Consider the following 23,894-nt stretch of genomic DNA (forward strand, 5'->3'; position numbering starts at 1 on the left):
AGTATTTATAGTATGCAATAAAAACATCATAATTTTACCCAAGCAGTTTTTAAAATATTATTAAAATATTTACTAAAATTTATATCATTAAAACTATTTATTAATACACTCTTACCATCCTTTGCTATCTTTACTGCTAGTTTGTACTCTTTATCTCCTGCTTTTATAGTTATTAGCTTATCTACTGCTTCATAGTCTATGGTTTCTGTGGCACTCCCTTTTATGCTCTTAAGTCTAAGCATATTTTAAAAAGTAGGGCTGCTTCTTTCTATCTAACGCTTAATCCCTCATCAAGGTATCTGATAATAGGATAAATAAATAGTTCTATGACTCTTCTTTTACCTACTTTTATCTCACTGATTACGCTCATTCCAGGTTCTAGCTCTTTCTTTTCTCCATCTACTATTAAAAAGTTTGTTACTAAGCCAACTTTTATCTCATATACCTCACCTAACTTTTCATCTTTTATAGAGTCATTTGATATATGGATTAACTTACCTTCTAGTTTGCCATACTTTTGGAAGTTAAATGTATCGACTTTGATAGCCACATCTTGGTTTGGTTTTAAAAAGCCTATATCTTTGTTTAATACCGTTGCTTTTATGATTAGTTTTTGACTTGATGGGATTATAGAGATAAGCTCTTCTTGAGCGTTTATGGCTGAGCCTTGAGTGTGAATCAACAGTTTGCCTACGTATCCATCTACCGGAGAGCTTATGACTTGTTGTTTGGTTTGAAACTCTATCGCGTTTATATCTGCTTGGAGCGTATTTGCCTCTTTTTGTTTTATAAGCAGCTCATCTAGCCACTTAGACTTTGAAGTAGATATAAAGTTACTTAGCTCTTTACTTGTTTCATCTTTTTTACTATTTAGCTCATCTAGTTTCGAGTAAGCTACCGATAGTTGCGATGAATACTCCGCTATGGCATTTTTTAGCTCATCATACTCTTTTAAGGCTATTATATCTTTTACGCTATCTAATCTTTTAAGCCTTTTAGCACTGCTTTTTTTAAGCGTGTTTAGTCTTTTTATATCGGCTTTTGTTGCTAAGATATTGCTATCTAGTTGTTCTATCCTTAAATTTAGTTGATTAATGCCTTGTATGTAGCTATCTTTTTGATTTAAATACAAATTTAATTCATCTTGACTTAAGGCAGATATACTATCTTGTTTATCCGTTTTATTGTTAATATTATCTAATTTTACGTTTAGAGTATGGGTTGTTTTATTCTTAGCAATATCGTTAAAAGTAGCACGATCTATATCGCTTAGTGCTTTAAGTCTGGCTATAGAGTAGTTTAACGCTTTCAGCTCATCTTGCTTTGTGGTTAAATTTACCTTCGATACGCTTGGATCTATTAGGATTAAAGCTTGATTTGCTTTTACTTTATCACCTTCTTTTACTAAGATATTTGATATGATTCCACTTTCTATCGGTTTTAAAATTTTTATCTCTCCATCAGGAACAACCTTGCCACTTGCACTAACTACAATATCAATCTTAGCAAACACAAGCCACAGTATAGATACTACTATAATAGCTACAACGGTATAGAGTATAAAATTTGCTAGAGGATTAGCAGGAGAGGATTCTATCTCTACTAAAAGAGGTTTAAATTCGTGTGAGTCATCATCAATCTTTTTAAATATTTTTAACATAAATAAGCTCTTTTATTTGATATGAAGTTAAAGTGAGCTTTGAATGAATTTACTAATATATAGTTAATAATATTATTTAAAATATCTAAAACAAAGCTAGTAAATTCTTTTAAATTTAAAGTATATTGTTGAGTGTATTTATCTAACTTGATTAAATTTGTTAATTTACATTTATCTGTTTTATTTGGTTTTAGAAAACTAAATTTAATCACTTTTTCTAAATCCAAACAAAACATTTTAACAAATTTAACTATTTGATTTACAAAAAAACTAGTAATCATTTAGAGCCCTTGTTGGCTATATAGGTGCTTATAATATCCATTTTTTATCATAAGTTCGTTGTGTGTTCCGCGCTCTACTATCTCGCCTTTATCAAGCACTATTATCTCATCGCAGTTTTTAACAGTGCTTAACCTGTGAGCTATAATGATAAATGTTTTATTCTGTTTGATTTGGGATAGATTTTTATTTATTATGCTTTCGCTTTCATAATCAAGCGCCGAAGTCGCTTCATCAAATATTAAAATTTTAGGAGTATTTAAAAGAGCTCTTGCTATAGCTACTCTTTGTCTTTGTCCTCCACTTAGGCTTGAGCCTCTTTCGCCCACAAGCGTATCGTAACCTTGCGGTAGAGCTTGTATAAACTCATGAGCTCCACTAGCCTTGCTAACACTTAAAATCTCATTCATAGATGCACTTGGTTTTGCATAACAGATATTTTCTTTAATACTTCCACTAAAAAGATAGTTCTCTTGCAAGACAACTCCTATATGACCCCTAAGTATATATGGGTTTAAATGCCTAATGTCAAGATCATCTATATAAATCGAGCCCTCACTTTGTATATAAAGCCGCTCAATTAGTTTTGTTATAGTACTTTTTCCGCTTCCGCTTCTTCCTACTATGCCTACACTTTTATTAGCCTTTATCTCAAAGTTTAAATTTTTTAATACCAAATTTGAGTTTGGCGAGTATCTAAAGCTAACATTATCAAATTTAATATCGCCTTTTATGTTATTTAACGCTATTGGCTTATCTGTGGTTTGCTCGGTTGGGTTATTAAGAATATCGCCTAGCCTATCTACACTTAGAAGCGCTTGTTGAAGTTCGTTCCATAATCCTACTAGTCTCATAACAGGAGCGCTAAACTGACCTGCAAACATCTGAAAAGCAATCAACTGTCCAACGCTAAGTCGCCCTTCTATCACAAGTCCAACTCCAAAGTAAAGGATACATAGTGTCATAAACTTTTGCAGTGCTCCTGCAAAGCCGCTTGCGATATTACTTAGATTGGATAAGTTAAAGCTTGATTTTACATACTTGCCAAGATAGTCCTCCCAGTGCTTTTTCATACTACCTTCTATGGCTAAAGATTTGATTGTTTGCATACCAGTAATACTTTCAACTAAGTATGAGTTAGATGCTGCTCCCATTTGAAATTTCTCTTCAAGCCTTTTTCTAAGAGTTGGTGTTATAAAAAAGTAAATTAAAGCTATCGAAGTTACGAATGCTAGTGCTATTAAAGTAAGTTTAATACTATAAAGTAACATCATCGCTACAAATACAATGCTAAAAAGCATATCAAGAAGTACTGTGACTGATTTGTTAGCTATAAATTCCCTTATACTATCAAGCTCTCTTACTCTAGCTACTATATTTCCAACTTTTCTGTTTTCAAAGTAAATCATAGGCAATAATACCAAGTGTGAAAAAAGCTCATCACCCAACCTTGCATCAATCTTTGTTGTAGTATGAGCAAATATATAGTTTCTGCTAAGACTAAGTAGCATTTCAAATAAAATAACAGCTAAAAAGGCGAACGCTATCACATTAAGCGTGCTAATACTATGATGAACCAGTACTTTATCAAGAACCACTTGAGTAAACAACGGAGTTACAAGCCCAAAAAGCTGGATTATAAAACTGGCTAGAAGGATTTGATAAACCATAGTTTTATAACTAAGCATTCGTTTATAAAACCAGCCAAAGCCAAATTTAATGTTTTTAGAAAGAATCGCGTTTGAAAGGATTATAATCTTAGAATTGCTTAAGATGGCTAACTCATCATAGCTGATATTTAAAGTATCACTTCCGCCCTTATAAATAATAGCTCTTTTACTCTCGTGCTCTAACTTTAAGATAGTAAAATAAACTCCATCTCTATCTTGAGCGATAAATGGTGGAGTATAGCGATAAAGGTTGGCTAAATTTAGCTTTTTAAGCTTGGCTTTAAAGCCACTTTGCTTAGCAATCCTAGTTAGCTCTTCGATACTAGGCTCAGCTTCGCTTATAGCAAATCTGTTTTTAATCTCAAATGAATCTATACTAACCTTAAAAAAAGATGCGCAAATTTCAAGACAAACTAAGGCTGAAGATGACAAATATTTACCTTTATGATGTAATTTTAAATTAAGACAAAATTATAGTTAAATAGTGGTTAAATAAAAATAAAAACGGAAGTAAAGGTAAAATTTATATAAGATTAAAATGATTTGATACTAAATTTATAACTTGTTTTGAATATAACTGCTACATAGATACTACTAAATTTAAAGTTTTTATATTAATGTTATGACCAAATTTGATTCAAGTAGTGTCATAGATGTGTGATACAGTTGGCAACTAAATTTATTGCTCTTAGAGAAATTCAATAATTTTATTTGCCATAGTTAAATTTAATAGAACAGAATTATAAAGTGATGATTGAATTTAAAACTAATTATATATTTATATCTTGATGCATTTAGCTATGTTAAAAACTAAATGCATTTTTATAAAAGTTTACTTTATTTGTTGATAAGTTTTTCTTCACTTAATACTTTTAGCAAAAGACACTAGATTTAAAATCCAGTGTCTAATTTTAATTTTGATTTTATCTTATTTTATTTTTCTTTATCTCTTTTATAGATTCACTTCTTTCTTTTTTATCTTTTCTTTACTTACTTGTTTCTTTTATATCTCTTATCTCTTAACTTCCCCATCCACTAGCATATATTTGCATAATGGCTTGATTGTTTCTTGCTTCATCGTTAGTTATGTTTGATATACCATTATCGCTCGTATAAGCATTTACTTGTTGTATTATCTTATCTATTTGTTCATTTGAGATAAATGAGTTATCATCTAGTTTGATTGTCTCTATTTGAGAATATTTGTTTGTTTGGTTTTTGATTGTTAAAGTAGTGTTGTTATCGCTTCCATATCTTATAACTAAGTCTTGCATAAATACTCCATCTAGTTTAAAGCTAATCTCTTCTTTTTTAACTCCTTGAAGTATTAAGGTATCATCTCCACCTTCTATTAAATTTATTAGCTCTTTATCTTTGATAGTTGTGTTGGTTGCTTCTTTAGTTATGATATATGTATCATTACCATTTTCTCCTTGTAGGGTTGAGTTGTTTGCTTTAGATATTAAGGTGTCATCATCATTTCCTGCATATACTATGTCATTGTTATAAGATATGATTGTATCGTTACCGGAGTATGAGTAGATAGTGTTGTTATCTTTAGCATAGATAAAGTCATCCCCTTTTTTCTGCATATTAGCAAACTGCTTATCTGCTTCACTAGCATCTTTGACATTTTTATCGATAGTATCTTCTATTGCGTTTTTAAACAAATCAGTTAATTCTTTTGCAAGTCCAACAGGGTCGTTGTAGTTGTTAACTATACCAGCTATGTTTGCACTGTATTTTTGAACTTTATCTTTTATATAGTTAGAACGACTAAAGTTTGGCATATGGTACTCCTTTTTAAATTTATTTAGTTTTTAGTTTTTATTTTTATTTTTATCTGTTAAATTTGAGTTAGACTTACTTGAGTGTTTATCAAGGTAAATCACCTTAGATGGGTTATTCTTGTTTCTATTAATGAAAGAATCTACTGCATAGTTTTTGCTATAATCATTTGCATAGTTTATATATGCTTTTGTATCTTTAAAAGTTCCATTTTCATCAGAGCAATGCTTGTTGTAGCGATTTAGTGTTCTTGTTAAACCAGCTTCATATTCTATTCTGGATATGGGTCCTTCTGGTTTTTCTCCATTATTTTTCATTATCCTGTTTATTTTTTCTACGTTATGTACATAGGTATCATAATCTCTCTCTAAAAACCAAGCTCTATCTTCATAGCATTTCTCATACGCCTCTTTTAGTTGCTCTTTTGTAGGTTGTCCAGGGACATTGTATTTAAGCATAAGTTCTAGCATAGGTTCGTAGTTGGGGATGTTAGTTAATACTGCATAATAACTACAACTATCAAAGTCACCTTTACAATCTTTAAGATTATCATCTTCTGTATATCGGTATCCACTTTTAAATATTATTTCAAAAATTTCTATAAAATTTCTAGATATTACATATCCTAAAGGAGATAGACCATCTATACCTATAGTTTCCTTTACTCCGTGTTTGTCTCTAAAAGATAGTATCATCTTATCGTTGTCTATAATAATCTTATCAAGTCCAATACTATAAGATGGGGCTCTTAAATAATGTTGCATAGGTATGTTTGAAATTTCATCAAATTTAACTCCATTATCAAGTAATAATTTTACTGTCTTAGTAGAGTTGTGTTCTATAGCATAAGCTAGTGAGCTAAGTTTGTATTTATCCTTTTGATGGATGTTTGCACCTAGTTTTATAAGCTCTTTGGTTGTATTTATATCATCATAAAAGCTAGAATACATAAGTGGAGTTGTTCCATCTTCTATCTTTACATCTACACTTAGATTATGCTCTTTTAGATAGTTTAAGACTTTGGTTGTATTTTTTGCTTTAAGAAATTCTCTAAGAGGAACTACTTCTGGTTTTAAGAATTTAGTATAGTTGTTATCTATATCCCAATACCTAAAAGAAAAGCTATCAACCTCTTCTTGAGTTACATACTTACTAAGTCCTGGTATAGCAGAAACGTTTGTATCTGAAGTGATTGTGAAGTGAGAGGTTTGATTTAGTTTATACTCATTATATAGTAGCTTAGCTACTAAAAGTATTATTAATATACTTAAGAATTTAAATACCTTTTTCAATTTTTTCCTTTTAGTAAATTTATATAATTTTTAATATTTATTTTTATCTATTTTAAAAACTTAAATTTGATGTATTGTTGTTTTAAATTTAATTATACTAAATATATCTATGTTAAATTTATATAGAAATTTGCCTTGTAATTCTACATCAATGGAAGTTAAATGCTCTTTAAATTTATGTTATTTTAATAATTTTTTAATATAAATTTAAAGGGAATTTAGATGTTGAATTTATGCTGATTTTAAATAATTATATAGATAGGCTGTATTATCTCCATCTTTTATAGTTAAGCTTTCCTTGCCTTTACCACCATAGATGGTATTCTTACCTAAATTTATCTCTACTGTGTTAGTACTGTCTTTAGTATCTAAGTCTAAGCCATCTATACTATCTTTATGGGTATAAACTATATGTCCTTTGCCACCATTTATAGTTATAGTATCATTTCCACTTCCTGTAAATACATTGTTTAACTCTGCACCACTGATACTTACTTTATCATCTCCATCTTTAGTAAAGATATCGCTTTTAGCTTCATTTGAAGTTACTATATCTTGTGCTTTAGAGCCATATACTGTGTTATTTCCGTTGGTTAAATTTATAGTATTTATATCATCTTTACTATCTTTATCTTCTTGGCTTGTGTTATCTAATCCTGTATAGATAGTGTTTTCTCCACCATTTGTATTTACACTATCGCTTCCAGCTCCTAAGTAGATAGTGTTTTTACCTTTGGTTGTATTTACACTATCATCACTATCTTTAGAATATATAACATTTACTCCATCATCTACAGTTATGTTATCAACTCCTTTAGAGCCATATATTTTATCATTACCTTTACCTGAGTTTACAGTATTAGTAGTGTTAGAATCTTCTTTATCATTTCCATCATCTATTTTTGCATTTGTATAGATGATATCATTACCACTTCCTGTAGTTATAGTATCACAACCAAGACCGGATTCGATGTAAACACCTATATCATCAGAGCTAATTATGGTATTATCATCACTATATCCATAGAATCTTTTTTTACCAAATAAACTCCTAGAGTCCGTATAATCTCCAGTTATAAACACTACTTTATCAACCTTTTCATTATATATAGTGTTTTTATCTCCAGCAGATATATTCTCTTTTGTATCATAATAGTGTGTATTTCTATAAATTCCAGCAGAACCAGTTAGTTCTTGAACTCTTAGCTTTAAGAAGTTAGCTCTATCGTTAAGATGGTTATCAGAGTAGTTTTCGATGTTTATATACTCTTTTTTGGAGATATCTCCTGCTAGAGCATATCCTTTTAGGTTTTCTAAGGCATAAGCGGCAGCTTGTTTTAGTTCTCTGTTTTCTTTTGTATCATTAGGTAAATTTAAATCACTTCTAACACTACTAGCTCCTGCTCCATAGTTAGCATAGTAGTTGGCTATGAGTTGTTTAGGCTCTTCATTTTTAGAGAAAGTCATATGGGCTATCTTGTTATTATTTATTGGATAACCAATTCGTTTTAAAACAGAGACTATCTTTTTCTCATCTCTTCCTTGTCTAAATTCAAAGGTGTTTAACTGACCATCTTTTTTGTTTTTATATCTTTTGTGATATATAAACTCTACTGGAGTATCATTTCTTGTAAAGATAACTCTATCAAGAGTATTCATATCCAAGCTTATATTTCCCCATTCACTACTTAGTGATGTATCAAAGTCTGTAGCATTATAAAGGATGTATTTTCTTTCTTTTATATCATTAGAGTTTTTATCTCTATATTCAACTGTTATGGTGTGGTTAGAAGTTATTAAATTTGGTATATCAACTATAGCAGCCACTATAGCTCCTACCCAAGTTCTTGATATTAGTATATCTATAGCATTTCCTACAGTTCTTTTTATAGCATATAATATTTCTGATTTTTCTATGTGTAAATATAGTTTATCATTTCCATCATCTATACTAGAACCACTTGTATCTACAAGAAAGCTATTAAAAAGAATTTGAGAAACAGTTAGGTCTATGATAGTAAATTTACCATCTATATAAATTCCAACTCTTTTTTTCTGCATATTAGCAAACTGCTTATCTGCTTCACTAGCATCTTTGACATTTTTATCGATAGTATCTTCTATTGCGTTTTTAAACAAATCAGTTAATTCTTTTGCAAGTCCAACAGGGTCGTTGTAGTTGTTAACTATACCAGCTATGTTTGCACTGTATTTTTGAACTTTATCTTTTATATAGTCTAAACGGCTAAAGTTTGACATATGGTACTCCTTTTTGAATTTATTTATTTTTAGTTTTTATTTTTATTTTTATCTGTTAAATTTGAGTTAGACTTACTTGAGTTTTTATCAAGGTAAATCACCTTAGATGGGTTATTCTTGTTTATTCGTAAAAATCTAGATACTGCATATTCCTTTGCGCTTTCGTTTGCATAGTCTATATATGCTTTTGTATCTTTAAAAGTTCCGTTTTTATCAGTACAGTGTTTATTATAATACCTTAAGGTTCTTGCTTTATTACTATCATACTCTATTTTAGAGATTGGTTGTTTTATTTTCATTCCTTCTTTTTCCATAATTTTATTAAGTCTTGTTGCATTGTATATATAATCATCATAATCTCCGTTTAAAAACCAAGCTCTATCTTCATAACACTCATCATACGCCTCTTTTAGCTGCTCTTTTGTAGGTTGTCCAGGGACGTTGTATTTAAGCATAAGTTCTAGCATAGGTTCGTAGTTGTCATATTCTGTTATCTTTTTATAGCAATCAACTGCGTATTTATTAGAACCCCAACTGCATTCAGTTGGCTTATATCCACTTTCTAAAACAACTTTTGCTGTGTCATATAAATTTGAATAAACTATGTATAAAAAAGGATTTAAACCATCACCATATCTACCTTCTCCGCACTTAAACAGAGTTATTCCTGTTTCATAACCTATCTGCATATCATAGTTATTTATAATAATCTTATCTATCTGTCTATAGAAACTAGCTACTCCTGCACCATACATTTGAACCACTGGGGTTTCTTGCATAGCTACATTATTATCAAGTAGAAATTTAACTGTGTTCGCAGAGTTTATGCTTATAGCATATGCTAGAGCATTTAGTTTATATCTATCTTTAATATGTAGGTTTGCTCCTATTTTATATAATTCCATTGTTGTATTTAAATCATTATAAAAAGAGCTATACATTATAGGAGTCTTTCCATCTACCATTTTAATATCCGCACTTAGATTATGCTCTTTTAAAAAGTTTATAACTTTATAAGTGTCTTTTTCTTGTAGTGCATTTCTTAGTGGTATAAGAGTGGAATTTGTCTCCTTATCACAATGGATATCAGAATAGCTAAACCCAAACTCATCAACCTCTTCTTGAGTTACATACTTACTAAGTCCTGGTATAGCAGAAACGTTTGTGTCTGAAGTGATTGTGAAGTGAGAGGTTTGGTTGGTTAAATTTGGTAGTTGGTTGGTTTTATAAAGATATGCAAGTATAGTTATAAATATAACAGCTATGGTTATGATAAAATTTTTAGATGTTTGGTTCAAATTTAGTCCTTATTTTATAAAGTTATGTTTTATACCTGTTTTTATATAGAAATTTACCTTGTAATTCTACATCAATGGAAGTTAAATGCTCTTTAAATTTATGTTATTTTAATGATGTTTTAATATGAATTTAAAGAGAATTTTTATTAGTCGTATATATGATTTGAAAATCTTTGATATTTAGAATCCATTATATTTTAAGTATTTTTCTTTGGCTTAAATAAGTTGTAATTTCTTTTTCTTCGATGGTTTTTATATATAGCTTGTAAATTCAATACTTTTAGCAAAAGACACTAGATTTAAAATCCAGTGTCTAATTTTAATTTTGATTTTATCTTATTTTATTTTTCTTTATCTCTTTTATAGATTCGTTTCTTTCTTTTATCTTTCTCTGATTTATCTTTAATAACTTTATTCTTTGTTTTTATAGTAAAAACTAAAGATGTTTTTTATATTTAAAGATTAGTCTATATTCTAAATTTATATAATATCTAAACCAAAGAGTTAGATAATGTTTAAATAAAAGAGATGGTTAGCATATACTCTTGCCATCTCTTATACTTTTTTTGTTTATTGTTTATCTCTTTAATTCTTTACCTTTTTTATAGATTCACTTCTTTCTTTTTTATCTTTTCTTTACTTACTTGTTTCTTTTATATCTCTTAACTCTTAACTTCCCCATCCACTAGCATATATTTGCATAATGGCTTGATTGTTTCTTGCTTCATCGTGAGTTATGTTTGATATACCATTATCGCTCGTATAAGCATTTACTTGTTGTATTATCTTATCTATTTGTTCATTTGAGATAAATGAGTTATCATCTAGTTTGATTGTCTCTATTTGAGAATATTTGTTTGTTTGGTTTTTGATTGTTAAAGTAGTGTTGTTATCGCTTCCATATCTTATAACTAAGTCTTGCATAAATACTCCATCTAGTTTAAAGCTAATCTCTTCTTTTTTAACTCCTTTAAGTATTAAGGTATCATCTCCACCTTCTATTAAATTTATTAGCTCTTTATCTTTTATAGTTGTGTTGGTTGCTTCTTTAGTTATGATATATGTATCATTACCATTTTCTCCTTGTAGAGTTGAGTTGTTTGCTTTAGATATTAAGGTGTCATCATCATTTCCTGCATATACTATGTCATTGTTATAAGATATGATTGTATCGTTACCGGAGTATGAGTAGATAGTATTGTTATCTTTAGCATAGATAAAGTCATCCCCTTCATATGAGCGTATGGTTGAGTTGGTGCTAGTTGATATGATTGTATCGTTTTTGCCACTTCCATATAGAATTGAGTTATTTGTATTTGATACTATAACTCCACTAGTGTTTAATCTAGCTTGTGGATTTATTTGCCACCACTGTTTAGCTACTAAAGATAGATTTTCATTAGAGATATTTACAGTAGTTTTATCTTTAAAAGATATCTCTTTTATCAAATGTTTAGATGTAAAATACTCTTTTAATGTAATACTTGAGTTTGTAACGCTATCTTTTATAATAAGATTCTCACTATCTTTTATAAAGCTAATATCCTCTTTATAAGAGTTACTTAGTTTAAGCGTAGTATCTATAGTCTGATTTGGTAGTATGGTTATATCTAAGTTACTATCTACTTGGTATCCTAAGGAGTTAAATATAAGCTCTTTAGTAGCTGTTAGTTTACCATCACTTACTTCTACTATAGCACTATCTTTACCTATAAAATTTGTATCTTTTGTATAGGAGAATACTCCACTATCATCTAAGCTTATTACTCCATGTTTACTATCTTTAATAATCTTATAACTAAGTTTATTACCATCAACATCAAATGCATCGAAACTACTTGATATGGTGCTTGTGTTTTTAAGTTCATATGCAGTTATTAACTCTTTAAACTCTGGAGCATCATTTACTGGTGCTACCTCTAAGCTTATAGTTTTTATATCACTTAATCCATACTCATTTGTTACTTTTAAGGTTATACTATCACTTCCATTATAGTTTAGATTTGGTATTAAAGATAGATTATTATCTTTATCTAAATTTGCCTTTAAATTTAGTGGAGAGTTTAGTATCTCATAGGTTAGGTTTGAGCTTGTTTTATTTATAATATCTATATTTGCTACTAAATTTTTATCTTCACTTATATTTAAAATATCTGTTTTTATAACTGGGCTGCTTACCTTTATATCAAACTCTACTAAGATTTCATCAATAGCATTGTATGTATCGCTAACTATGATAATAGCACTATCTTTTCCTATAAATAGCTTATTAGGTTTATAACTAAATGCTCCATTATCGCCAATAGTTAAATTACCATTTAAACTATCTTTTTTAATACTAAATGTTAAATTATCACTATCTATATCATCTGCTTTTAATACAAAGTTTAAATCTCTAATATCATTTAACTCATATATAGTATGTTTAGACTCAAACATAGGAGCATCATTTATAGGTGCTATATCAAATACTATCTTTTTAGTACTACTCATACCATACTCATTTGTTACTTTTAAAGTTATACTATCTTTGCCATTAAAGTTTAAATTTGGAATAAGTTTAAAGCTAGCATCATCTTTTAAATCAAACGTTGAGTTTGAAGCACTTGATACTAATTCATAAGTTAGATTTGTATTTAGTGGGTTATCTACCTTTAAGATAGAGTCTAAGGTACTATCTTCATTAAGATTAAATACAGAGCTAGTAATAACTGGTTTAAACTTATCAAATACAACCTCTTTTAAATTTAAAGATGAGTTATCACTAAATTTAAGAGTTTCAATCAAAGAGTGATTATCAAAGAAGTTTTTTATAGTTATATTTGTACTAGGGTTATCTTTTAGGCTAATATTTAGATCTTTTTTATCTATCTTGTAGGATAGGTCATTTTTATCTATATCCATGCCAAATTTTAATGTATTGTTTCCGCTATATCTATCTATACCAAAGATGCTAAATTTATCATCTATAACTACATTTATACCTAGTTTTGCTATATTATAAATATCATCTCCTGTTTTTGCATTAAATATGCCATCTTTAAGCATAACTATTTCATCATCGCTACCTATAATAGTTGCTTTATTTATAATATCTTGTTTATATAGTTTTTCATTATTGCTAAAAACAATCTCCTCTATAGGTTCTTTGACAAAGTTCTTAACACTTATACTATCGTCGCTATTTTTTAAAGTTATAATTAGCTCATCTTTATTTTCATAATAGATAAAAGATAGATCTTGTGCTTTTATGTTATCTAATTCTATCTTATCGTATCCAAAGCCAGCATTATCTATAATATCTTTTCCAAAGCCACTATTAAAAACATATCTATCATTACCACTTCCACCTATTAAGATATCATTGCCACTTCCACCTATAAGTATATCATCACCAGCACCTGTATCTATATAGTCATCTCCCATTCCAGCATCTATATAATCATCTCCACCTTTAGTTATAACTGTATCATTGCCACCTTTGGCATATATAGTATAATCATCATCTTGTAAAACAGATATCTTATCATCGCCTTGTGTTGTATTAATCAAGCTTAAATATATCATATCTTTAAGACTTAGTAGCGAGCCATCACTAAATTTAACCCTATCTACAGTAAAACTTACATCTTTAAAAAAGTTAATTACCTCTATACTATCACCACTATCTTTTAAAGATATAACCAAGTTATCATCTTTTTGTTTAAAGATGACATCATCTTTTTTAATTCCATCTGCAAATTCTATAGTATCAATCTCTTCTAAAGTGCTTTTTTGATTGATTATAGTATCCTTGCCAAAGCCTTTAAAAAATCTATATATATCATCACCACTTGAACCTATTAATCTATCATTACCAGCTCCACCTACAAGTATATCATCTCCACTTCCAGAGTCTATATAATCATCACCACTTCCAGAGTCTATATAGTCTTTTCCTGCTCCAGCAAATATCCCATCATTTCCCTCGTTTGAATTTATATAATCGTCTCCACCAAGCATAGTTATACTATCATCTTTAGCTCCTGCACTAAGAGTGTAATTATCATTTGTAACTACATCTAGTCTGATACTATCATCATCTGCATGATTTAAAGCTAACTGATTTATCTCTTTTAAATTTATATAAGATCCATCTTTAAAGAGGATTTGATCTATTGTATTTAAAGCTTTATTATTATCAATAGTATAAAACTCTTTTACAGTTATAGAGCTATTGCTGGATTTATGATATATTTTTAAGTCTAAATTTATTTGTTTAAATATCAAATCATCTTTAGTAGTATTATCTATAAATTCAATAATATCAAAGCTATAATCATCTTTTTTATTAATGACTATATCATTTCCAAAGTCTTTATCAAATACATACCTATCACTTCCATTTCCACCAAGTAATATATCATTACCAGCTCCACCTATAAGTACATCATCTCCACTTCCGGCATCTATGTAGTCATCTCCCATTCCACCATCGATATAATCAGCTCCACTTAAGGCATAGATTTTATCATTTCCATCATTAGCAGATATCTTATCATCACCACTTCCTGAATTTATAGTATCATTTTTATCACTACTAATTATATTATCGTTACCACCTAGTGTGGTTATGATTTTTCCTTTTTCAACTTTATTTAAATTTACTTCATAGTTATCATTTGTAGTTACTAAGACATTATCAGAACTGTTATCAATAAATTTAAGTGCTAATTCATTGATATCTTTAATATTTAAAGAGCTATTATCATCAAATTCTATTTTATCTACTATATGTTTTGATGTGCCTTCATATAATTTATAGAAATTTTCAATGATAATAAAATCATTACTATGTTTTAATGAAATTATCAAATTTAAACCATCTTGCCTAAATATCAAATCATTTTTTCTAATACCATCAACAAATTTTATAGTATCTATTTCGTTTGTATTTGTTTTATGATTTATAATCGTATCTTGTCCAAAGCCCCAACCAAACACATAAACATCATTTCCAGCTCCACCATTTATAGTATCATTTCCAACTCCACCCATGATAGTATCGTTACCATCTCCTGCATTTATACTATCATCGCCACTTCCGCTTTTTATAGTATCATTGCCTTTAAGAGTAGCTATGTTTAAGCTTAGTGTTGATGATGTTTTATCTATAGTATAATCATCATTTGTATTTACAAGCTTATCAACAGAACTGCCAAGCAAAGCAAGTTCATTAATGCGTTTTAAAGATAGTGTAGTTAAATCATCAAATTCTATTAAAGATATTTTATTTCTACTCTCATCACGATATATGCTATAGAAATTTTCTACAACTATAGAGTCGTTGCTATTTTTTAAAGATATAATCAAGTCTAATTTGTCTTGGGTAAATAATAAATCCTCTTTTCTAATACCATCTATAAACTTTATCTTATCTTTATCGCCATTTCCACCACCACGAATAGAGACTATAATATCTTTACCAAATTCTTTTCCAAATACATAGGTATCATTTCCTTTTGCGCTTTGTAAAGTATCATTTCCTTTACCACCGGTTATGATATCATTGCCAGCTCCTGCATTTATAATATCATCTCCACTACTACCCGTTATAATATCATTACCACCAAGCGTAGATATCTCTTTGCCATTATTTAGTTTAGATATATTGATTAAGTAGTTATCATTTGTAGTTACCGATACAAGATTGCTATCATTATCTATAAATTCAAACGCCAGCTCATTGATATCTTTTAGATTTAAAAACGACTTATCATCAAATTCTATTTTATTTATAATAAAATCTGCTTTATCTGTATATGTTTTATAAAAATTTTGGATAAGGATAGAATCGTTTGTATCTTTAATAGCTATAGTTAAATCCAAATTAGTTTGTTTAAATATCAAATCCTCTTTTCTAATGCCATCTATAAATTTAATAATATCTATCTCATTTATGCTATCTTTATAGTTTATAACAACGTCTTTACCAAATTCTTTTCCAAACACATAAGTATCATTTCCTTTTCCACCTTGCAAGCTATCATTACCCTTACCACCAGTTATGATATCATTGCCAGCTCCTGCATTTATGTAGTCATCTCCACTTCCACCATTTATAATATCATTTCCACTGTTTGAGTGTATAGTATCATTAAAGCTACTTGCTACTATACTATCATCGCCATTTGATAAATCTATACTAACACCTACTTTACTATCACTTTTATCTATGTCATATCCATATGAAGATATTGTTTTTACTATATCGCTAGATTTATTATCTATAATTGCTTTATTTATATCATCTAAATGCATAGTAGCTAAATCATCAAATTCTATACTAGTAATTGTATTATTATATACACCATACTCTTGTTTATAAAATTCTTTTATAGTGATGAAATTTTCTTGATTGTTTTTTAAAGTTATAACCAAATCATTATCTTTAATGCTAAAGAGTATGTCATCCTTGCTTATACCATCTATAAATTTAATAGTATCTATAGATAAAGCATTTGGGTTGTTGTTTATGATAACATCTTTACCAAACTCTTTGCCAAATATATAAGTATCATTTCCAAGCCCACCTTGTAAAGTGTCATTGCCAGCTCCACCTATTAAAGTATCATTTCCGCCTTTTGTAACTATAACATCATCTCCACCTTTAGCATCTACAACGTAACTATCATCACTTAAAACACTTATAGTATTTGCACTCTCATCTGTATTTTTAATACTTTGTTTTACTATATCATTTAAACTTAAAAGCTTACCATCGCTAAATTCAATCATATTTATAGTGTTATACAAATTTCCGTTGCCTAAAGGAGCTAAAAAATCTAAAATTTTTATAGAATTTTTATTGTTTTTATCTTTTAAATTTATAAACAAATCGCTATCTACTTGTTTAAAAATAACATCTTTTAAATTTATACCATCTATAAATTTTATCTTATCTATGCCATTATCTGTGTTGTTGTTTATAATAGTGTCGTTACCAAAGTTTTTACCAAAGATATATGTATCATTTCCAGCTCCTCCACTAAGAGTATCATCACCAACTCCACCAACAAGGATATCATCTCCTTCATCTGCATATAATCCATCATCTCCGCTTCCACCATCTATAATGTCATTACCATCTCCACCATATATAGTATCATCGCCATCAATAGCATTAAATTTATCATCTAAATTTGTAAGATATAGACTATCATTACCACTTGTAGCTTCTAATGGAGCCATTTGTAATATTTTATTAAAATCCCATATTTCTTTATCAAATTTAATACCTTCTATAGAGCCATTTCCATTTTTACCAGCTATATCAAAGAAATTCTCTATAGTAATACAATCTTTTCCTAAGTGAGTTATGGTTAAATTTGCTAAATTTCTTTTTAGTTTTATATCCTTTGGATCTATACCCTCTGCAAATACTATAGTATCATTTCCAAAGTCATCAAATATACTATCTTTACCAAAGCTAGTATCAAATTTATATATATCATCACCATAACCACCAGCAAGGATATCATCACCATTTGCACTTTGTAAAAAATCACTATCACTAGTGCCATAAAGCGTACTTCCGCTATTTTGCGCTTTTTGATATCTGTTAAAAGCTAGCGCCATAAGCTCTTGATTATCTTTTAAAGATATAAGATAGTTGCTATCTAACTCTTTTTTAAAATTTGGTTTATTTGCTGCTATCATATTTAAAAGAGTTGATATATGAGATATACTTTCGCGTTTATTATTTGCATATAATTCTTGGAATTTTTTATTTACTCCACTAAAATCATAGTGAAAAGCTCCAGTATCATTATCAAGCTTCATATATTCAGTATTTATCATACCTTTATATACTATATCAAGCTCTAAGGATGCATACACATAATTTGCAAATCTTTGATATTTAGAGTGTATTATCGCTGAAGCATTTTCTCTTGGATTTGGATCTGTTCCAAGCTGTAAAAACTGCCTACCAATCAGCTTTTCATACACCGCCAACTCTCTTGCATCAACAATACCTCCTCTACTACTAGAGTCTATATCTTCTACTCCAGCCCATTTAAATATAAGGGAATTTACTTTTTCTTTTCTTTGTTTTTCATCTGTTGTTTCTACATAGTTTCTTAAACTATCTTCTAGCTCTTTGTTTTTAGCTACTACATATAAAAAATCTTCTAAGTTTCCACCACCTTCTATATCCACAAACTCTCTTAACCTTTGTGGTAATTCTACGTTTGCATTACTTATAGTTTTACTAGGTTCAACCCTAAACCAAACATCAGCTATATCTGTTGTAGTACCATCATAAAAGCTAACTTTAGATAGTTGCTTTATGGTATTTGAGTTAGAGTCTATATTTACATTTTTATAGTTTAAGTCTATTGATTTTATTGCTTTGTTTGAAAGGGTGTATAACTCATCTTTTGTACTTATACCATTTTTATCTACATCTTGCCAAAGTAGCAATTTATCATAATCCATATCAAGTGCATTTATAATACCATCATTGTTTGTATCAAATCTTTTTAGCACTTCAAAGCCATTATCTAGTGTTTTATCATTTCTGTTGTAGTTTGAATTTATTATAGTGTTATTTCCAAACAGCTCATTTGCATTATCTATTATGCCATTATTGTTTTTATCTATCGCTAAAAAAGCATCATTTTTATCTAACCAAGCTGTTTTTTCTTTAAAATCATTATTATCAAGATCAAAGAACACAGAGTTCTTTAGGTTTGTAGTTTTTATACCATCTTTGTTTAAGTCTATGACTAAAGGAGAGGTTTCATCTTCTGGATCTGGGTAATCTTTATCCTTATCATCATCAAATATTGCAAATCTAGCACCCTTACCTTTATAGTATACTGTAGCATTTGAACTTATATGGTATGGGCTTACATAAAATTTGCTATCTTCTTCTTCTATCTCATCATCAGTCCATTTTGAGGCGGTAAATATATCTTGTGTGTAACCACCTATAAATTTAAATTTATTACTACCTATGTTTAGACTTACATACTCTTTTTGATTGTTTGCGCTTACTTTTAGTCCCCTATTTACTCCAACCATTCCTCTTATTATTTCAGCTGCTTCACTAGTACTATTTCCTCTTACATTTATATACACTGGCTTATCATCATCTACTATGTTTAACTCTCCATACTTACTGCTAGATGAATCATATGAAACACTGTTTTTTACAGATGGAGTATCTATGATATGTGGAACTAAGTTAGTTATAAATCTTCTTTTTTCATTATTTACTATAAAATCATCATAGTCTTTGATATCATAGCTATATGTCTTAGTAGTATCGCCTTTTTTAAAAGTAATTGCACCTAAACTAGATCTAGCACTTCTACTACGCATCATATCACTACTTCTCATAAAGACCTCTAGTTTACCATCACCTACAATCTCTCCTATTAACTCTAGTGTTATAGTTGCTTTTTTACTTCCTTCATTTTCAGTGACATCTTTTATCTTTAAGCCTACTTTGTTGGTTAGAGTTATACCTAGTGAGTTTTGTTCTTGGTTGTAGTTTTTTATAGTTATACTATCTTTATCAAGATTATATGTTACTTTTAGTTCACTTCCATTTAGTTGATATGTATATCCTCTATTATCTGTATATACTTTACTTCCTGGCTTTGTTTCTATTCCACCAGTTATAGGACTGTCGTGTTTAAACCATACCCTACCTTTACCATCACTATCATTTATTATATCATTAGCACTGACATGGTATTCATCATCTCCACTTCCGCCACTTAACTCATCAGCGTCTTTATCATCTCCTGCATAAAGTTTATCATCTCCACTTCCTGTAGTTATGCTATCTTTTCCTAAACCAGCGTAGATGGTATTATTGCCATTTCCTGTTGTTATGGTGTCTTTTCCTTTACCTGTAGCTATATAGTTATCTCCATTACCAGCTGTTATGGCATCATCTCCATCTCCTGCATTTATGGTATTATTGCCATTACCAACTGTTATGGTGTCTTTTCCTTTACCTCCATATATATAGTTTGTACTATCGCCTGCGGTTACCGTATTTGCATCGCTTTGTTTATCTTCATCTATTGGATTTGTATAGCTACTAGCATGGGTATATATGTAGTTGGTATTTAAACCACCCTCTATAGTATCGCTTCCAGCTCCTCCAAGCAAATAATTTATACCATCACTACCATATAAAAAGTCATCTCCACTTTTGCCTATAAGGGTATTAGTATCTTTTGCACTATCGCTTGAGTCTTTTCCAGCTGCATATAGATAATCCTTACCCCTAGAACCAACCAAAGTATCACTTCCAGAACCACCATATAAATAGTTTGTATTTTTTACAGTGTCAAATTCCTTTATAAGTTCTGCTATTTCTGTTGCATCAGAGTCATCATTTAAGTCAGGGCTAAAAGCTAACTGTATATCCGCATAAAGAGTGTCATCTCCACTGTTACCATATATCGTATCATCTCCTAATCCACCACTTAAAGCATCGTTTCCGCTACTGCCAAATATATAATCATCTCCACTTCCACCATAAGCAGAATTTGATAATATATCTGTTCCATCATCTTTATTATTTTTATCTCTTTTTCCTACATAGATATAATCATCTCCACCTTTACCACTAAGTGTATCACTTCCATGTCCACCTATTAGGATATCATTTTTGTTTGTACCAGTAGCACTATCGCTTCCATCACCTAAGAGATAGATAATGCCGTTTGATAGCTTGTCTTTATGGGGATTTATGTTGGAATTTACAGTAAAGCCATGCTCTTTTAATTTATTATCAACTATTTGCCGAATAGCTATTAGTGATATTAACTTAACTGGATTATATGACAAGATTATAGAATTAACAATAGAACTTGTTAACCCGACCAAATTATCAAAAGTTATTGTTTTGCTTAAGTCAACTTCATTTTTTGTTATAGTATTTCTTATATTATTGTTATTTTCTTCATTTCCATACACAAGATACTTGTCCTCTGCCGAGTAATCTATAATATTACTATATACTATTTTTTTAAAATAATATAAATATCTATCTGCATAGTCGGAAATAAATTTTAGCATTTCATATTCTGAATATTCTACTTTTAACTCTTGAAGATTTTTAAATTCATCTACTGTTAAATTAAGATTTATATCTGTGTTTGTCGGATAAAAATCATTGATAAATTTAATCTCTACAGCTTTACCTATATTATTTGGATCTGTTATTTTTTTAAGTGTAGGATTAAGCATTCCTGCCAACAAACTATCGCTTTCAAAGTCAAAGTTGTCTGTATTGAGTGTAAATTTTAAGTTTTCAATATGACTTGGCTTTATACTTCCATCAGTGTTTATATCAAAAACATATTGGATACCATCACTTCCAGCTAATTCATAATTTGTATTAAAGGTAAAATTAGATAAACCAAATACAAAGGCTGCTTGCGCAAAATCCTCGACTGTACTAGGATTCTGTTTATATATAGAGAATGATACTTGAGGATTACTTGCATAGGTATTATTTTCACCGTAAAATACTTTTACAAATTCACTGTGTTTAAGTTTTATCTGATTGTTTCCATCTATTTTATATTTATATTCATCAAAATTTAATTCTCTTCCGCTACTACCTTTATTCTCAAAAAATATCTTAAACATAGGGATATTTGCAACATGTTGCTTAAACTCATCAGTGGTGTTTATTTGAAAATACCTACTCATAAATTCACTAACAGAAACATTAATAGTAATTCCTTTTTTATTTTTGTTTCTATTTCCATATTTTTCATCAACTATATTATTAGGCCTCTTTTTCTCTCCCCAAAGATACCAACTTAAAACCTCTAAAGCATAATCGCCAACTAAATGTAGATATTTTTCACTCATAAATTATTCCTTATTTTTATTTAAATGATTTATATATTTGTCAAAATAAAATTCTCTATCTTCTTTATCTGAAATTTGATACCATGTTTTATTTGATGTTTTAATCAAATTTCCGCGCTTGTCAATCGGAACAATCCAAATAGTAATTTTTTCTTTTTGATTTAGTGCTTCTTTACTAAATTCTAAATTATGATAATATCGACAAAATTCATATTTATCATCAATAAAATTATACAAATTTACAAATTCATCAAAAAGTATAACAAGCATATAATCGCCATACAAGTTGTATTCTATACTTTTCATCAAAAAAGCATTTTTCCCAAAAAAAACTTTTTTATCATACAGTCCATCAAAATATAATTTATGTATAAATATTCCATTTTTATCTACAACCCTCTCCCATTGCCATGGGTAGGCAAGTTTTTGCTCTTTAAAATCTTGATTTTGCTCTAGCAAAGTTATATCTTCGTTGTATTTATTCGCAAATTTACTATTTTTGCAAATTTTATAATTTAATTGTTTTAAATATTCAAAATCAAATTTATCATTTATGGTCCAAAATTCGCAATTATTATCATCATAGCTATTTTTATAGTTTCTTTCAAACCATTCTTTACCCTCTGTTCGACACATATTATAAATTTGATTATAGTAAGCTTGACACATATTTAATTCAACTTTATCTTTTACATTCTTTTTGCAATTTTTTCGTTCATTTTCTAGTTTTTCATATGAGAAATTATAATATCCATGCAAAGATTTGAAAAAGTTTTTAAGAGAAGTATTTAATATCTTATTTTCAGTTAGATTAGCCATCTTTATCTCTTTTGTATTTGCCAAATTCTGATGTGCGGGCAGTGGTATTAAAGCAATACTTAACGCGCTAAATATTAAAATTTTAGATGCTTTTTTCAAAAATTTATCCTTATATCAAATACCATATATTTTTATCTACATTCATACTTATACTCCTTCAAAAATTTTAAGATATGTTTTTCTCCGATACCCATCTTTTTTATATACGCATTAATACTTCTGTTAAAATCATCAAAATCGGTAGACTTAAAGCTAAGTTTTTTATCGGCATTTTTTATAACATAGCTTTCCATGTTATAATATTTATCTTTAAGATTAATCTCTTTAATATAAATATTTTTTTTATTATATAAAAAACTATCAATACCGTATATTTTTATATTTCTTTCGGTATCTATTATAATAAAAGCTTGATTTAAAGGTAGTTCGGCATAAATAGGTACTATATGCCCTTTATCGTCTTTAAATTTTATAATATCTTTTGTGCTTGCAACTACCGTGTAAAAATCGTTTAAAACATCAAATAACTCTATGGTTGTGGTTATAAATTTTCGTTGTATAGTTACGTTTTGTGTATTTTTATACTCTTTTATACTGATATCTATCTTTGGGCTATATTTGTCATCCATGATATATTGTAAAGCTTTTATTATTTCATATACAGTTGGGTTTTCTTCTATGAAATAAAATTTTGGTGGCATTGTGTATTTATCAATAATTCTAAGGTCGCTAGAAAATTTTTTATCCAAACAATTTTTAAAAACAATAGCGTCGTGTAAAAATGGGTTATACTTGTTTTTGATAGACAGCCTATCTTGCTCTGATAGATATGTGTTATAATACAGAAAAGATAATATAAACAAAAATAGTAAAAGTTTATATATAAATTTCATTTTTATCCTTTTTTGATAAAAAGTTTTGTTTTATCAATTTACGCATTGAT

The 23,894-nt window shown here is 28.9% G+C and carries 9 protein-coding genes; all 9 read right to left on the bottom strand.

The window, feature by feature from the left end; translation table 11 throughout:
* Window positions 1-268: 268 nt before the first annotated feature.
* Entirely contained in the window at window positions 269-1,660 is a 1,392-nt protein-coding gene (locus tag CGEO_RS06005; protein WP_075540584.1) for an HlyD family type I secretion periplasmic adaptor subunit, read from the bottom strand.
* A gap of 281 nt (window positions 1,661-1,941) precedes the next feature.
* Entirely contained in the window at window positions 1,942-4,041 is a 2,100-nt protein-coding gene (locus CGEO_RS06010; protein ID WP_075540586.1) for a peptidase domain-containing ABC transporter, read from the bottom strand.
* Window positions 4,042-4,628: 587 nt separating this feature from the next.
* A complete protein-coding gene (locus CGEO_RS06015; protein ID WP_172658105.1) occupies window positions 4,629-5,399 on the bottom strand; it encodes a hypothetical protein in 771 nt (256 codons plus the stop codon).
* Window positions 5,400-5,429: 30 nt separating this feature from the next.
* A complete protein-coding gene (locus CGEO_RS06020; protein WP_172658106.1) occupies window positions 5,430-6,689 on the bottom strand; it encodes an ankyrin repeat domain-containing protein in 1,260 nt (419 codons plus the stop codon).
* Window positions 6,690-6,920: 231 nt separating this feature from the next.
* Entirely contained in the window at window positions 6,921-8,948 is a 2,028-nt protein-coding gene (locus tag CGEO_RS06025; RefSeq protein WP_172658082.1) for an autotransporter outer membrane beta-barrel domain-containing protein, read from the bottom strand.
* Window positions 8,949-8,977: 29 nt separating this feature from the next.
* Window positions 8,978-10,246: an ankyrin repeat domain-containing protein gene (locus CGEO_RS06030; protein WP_172658107.1), complete on the bottom strand. Its 1,269-nt coding sequence runs from the start codon at window positions 10,244-10,246 to the stop codon at window positions 8,978-8,980.
* Window positions 10,247-10,915: 669 nt separating this feature from the next.
* Window positions 10,916-22,132, bottom strand: coding sequence for an SPM autocatalytic domain-containing protein (locus tag CGEO_RS10290; RefSeq protein ID WP_301951944.1), 11,217 nt, complete (start codon window positions 22,130-22,132; stop codon window positions 10,916-10,918).
* Window positions 22,133-22,135: 3 nt separating this feature from the next.
* Window positions 22,136-23,050 carry a hypothetical protein gene (locus tag CGEO_RS06090; RefSeq protein ID WP_075540590.1) on the bottom strand — a complete coding sequence of 305 codons (915 nt, stop codon included), beginning with the start codon at window positions 23,048-23,050 and terminating at the stop codon, window positions 22,136-22,138.
* 32 nt (window positions 23,051-23,082) lie between these two features.
* Window positions 23,083-23,844: a hypothetical protein gene (locus CGEO_RS06095; protein WP_075540591.1), complete on the bottom strand. Its 762-nt coding sequence runs from the start codon at window positions 23,842-23,844 to the stop codon at window positions 23,083-23,085.
* Window positions 23,845-23,894 lie beyond the last annotated feature (50 nt).

The sequence above is a fragment of the Campylobacter geochelonis genome, assembly GCF_013201685.1.
In the GTDB taxonomy this organism is placed as follows: domain Bacteria; phylum Campylobacterota; class Campylobacteria; order Campylobacterales; family Campylobacteraceae; genus Campylobacter_B; species Campylobacter_B geochelonis.